Source organism: Caballeronia terrestris (assembly GCF_001544515.1).
Lineage (GTDB): Bacteria > Pseudomonadota > Gammaproteobacteria > Burkholderiales > Burkholderiaceae > Caballeronia > Caballeronia terrestris.
Window position 1 is genome coordinate 1 of the sequence record NZ_FCOL02000307.1, and the last position, 2,047, is coordinate 2,047.

Genomic DNA, 2,047 nt, shown 5'->3' on the forward strand with positions numbered 1-2,047 from the left:
GTGAATTGACGCGCAACGGCTCTCCTGCTGGCTACGCTTCAGTGTCAGCCGAAGCGCTGAGCGCCGCCCGCCGTAGCGCTGGTCGCCGCCCCGCCAAGCTGTGCACGCAAAGCGTTCGCTGGCGGGTTGTGCTCACCCTGCTCGAATGGAAGTGGTCGCCCCAGCAGATATCGGGCACACTTAAGCGCATGTATCCGACCGACCCGACCCAGCACGTATCGCATGAGACCATCTACACGGCTATCTACGCTCAGCCGCGCGGCGAGTTGCGCCGCCAATTGATTGCCTGCCTGCGCCACGGCCACAGTACCCGGATGTCGCGCTCGCGCGGCACCGACCGACGCGGGCAGATTCCCGACATGGTCAGTATTCACGTGAGGCCGCCCGAAATCGAAGACCGCCTGCTGCCGGGCCACTGGGAAGGCGACTTCATCAAAGGCGCCGGCAATCAATCCTCCGTTGGCGTGCTGGTTGAGCGCACCAGCCGACTGGTGCTGCTTGCCAAGATGCAGGACGCAACCGCAGCCTCTGCTCTGGCGGGCTTCTCGGCCAAACTCAATTCGATCCCCGAACCCTTGCGCCAAAGCTTCACCTATGACCAGGGCAAGGAACTCGCGCGCCATCAAGAACTCGCCGCCGCCACCGGCGTGAGCGTGTACTTTTGCGACCCGCACAGTCCGTGGCAACGCGGCACTTGCGAAAACACCAACGGATTGTTGCGCCAGTACCTGCCTAAAGGCACCGACCTTTCGGTCTACAGTCAGGACGAACTCGATGCTATCGCCGACAGTTTGAACAGCCGGCCGCGCGCAACTCACGCGTTCCATTCGCCATTCGAGGTCTTCGCTGCGACACTTGCCTCAGCGAGCCAACCTCAAGGCGCTAAACATTAAACCCCTTGTTGCGCTTCGATTTGAAACCGCCCTCGTTAAGACCGTAATACCATCGAAGGGGAATCGTTACTGAAACCTTCCAATATGTCAGCCAGAACCTGCGTTCGTCGGATCACGCACTTGCTAGGGCTCAAGTTGCGACTCCAAAGTAAGGGCTGTTCACCGCAACGGTCCAGAAGATATTGTATTCAGAAACGGCTTATTGCTGCCACACCTACGACGAGCTCGCGTAGACAGGTCGTGATCCGTCCTCAAACCGTCGAAGTCCGGTAATGCAACCTTCAATCTTCCCTGGCGTGCTTTAGATCCTTTCGCTTCGCAAGGTCTCGCGCAGGGGGAAGTCGATGGCTGAAGCATGTAGTGGCCCGCGCAGCGAATCGGCCTGGCTAGTGCAACATCGTGACTGGCGTCTGTGTGAGCCGCCAGAGCTGGGCTAGAACCCACCATCGGCTCCAGAAGCCCAAGTGGCTTGCATCGACCAACACGACGTCGGACCCGTTCTCCGCCGCACGTGCGGCGATCGTCTCCGCCACCGGGCCGTACACACGTGTCCAGCGATAAGGAACGCCTGCATCGTCGAGGATCGCGCGCGTTCGTGTCAATGCGCTCAACATCTCAAGCTTCTGTTGGAGCCGAAGCGCAGCGCGCGAATGAAACGCAGCCGTCCGACACTGCTTCAGCGGCTTGAGCACTTCCACCAGCTCCACTTCAGAGACGCATCTCTCCGAGAATAGAAACGCCGCGTGACGCGCAGCCTGGAGCGCGCCGTCCTGGTGAACTATCGGAATCAGCAAACGTAGCATGTGACTTTCCGTTCGACATCGACCTATAACCATTGCATTTCAGCAGAACGGCCGTCATGTTCCTGAAAATATCGGGCGTGGAGCGTAAAAATTCCGTCAATGCAACTCAGCACGGCCGACTTTGACCGTTCCGTGGGGTAACACAATGACGCGGCCTCCGCGAATGGACCGGCAACTCGTTTACAGAATATTTATGCGCCGAGGGGCATTTTTGAGCCTTTTATTACGCGTGCTCGTCTAGGCTCGATAGATCCGGTCCGCGCTCATAACGGGACTAGTACAACATCCCGTAAATAGGTTGAATAAGTAACCGCCTCGATTATCATGACGGGATGAGCCGAGGCCGCCATG

2 protein-coding genes are annotated in these 2,047 nt (G+C 58.7%); one reads left to right on the forward strand and one right to left on the reverse strand.

Going from position 1 to position 2,047, the window contains the following annotated elements; all coding sequences use genetic code 11:
- A partial coding sequence (locus AWB67_RS36870) for an IS30 family transposase (RefSeq protein ID WP_087660747.1) occupies positions 1–893 on the forward strand: 893 nt, incomplete at its 5' end.
- Between the two features lie 386 nt (positions 894–1,279).
- On the opposite strand, the gene AWB67_RS36875 is transcribed toward AWB67_RS36870, so the two are convergent.
- Positions 1,280–1,696: a universal stress protein gene (locus AWB67_RS36875; protein ID WP_087660748.1), complete on the reverse strand. Its 417-nt coding sequence runs from the start codon at positions 1,694–1,696 to the stop codon at positions 1,280–1,282.
- Positions 1,697–2,047 lie beyond the last annotated feature (351 nt).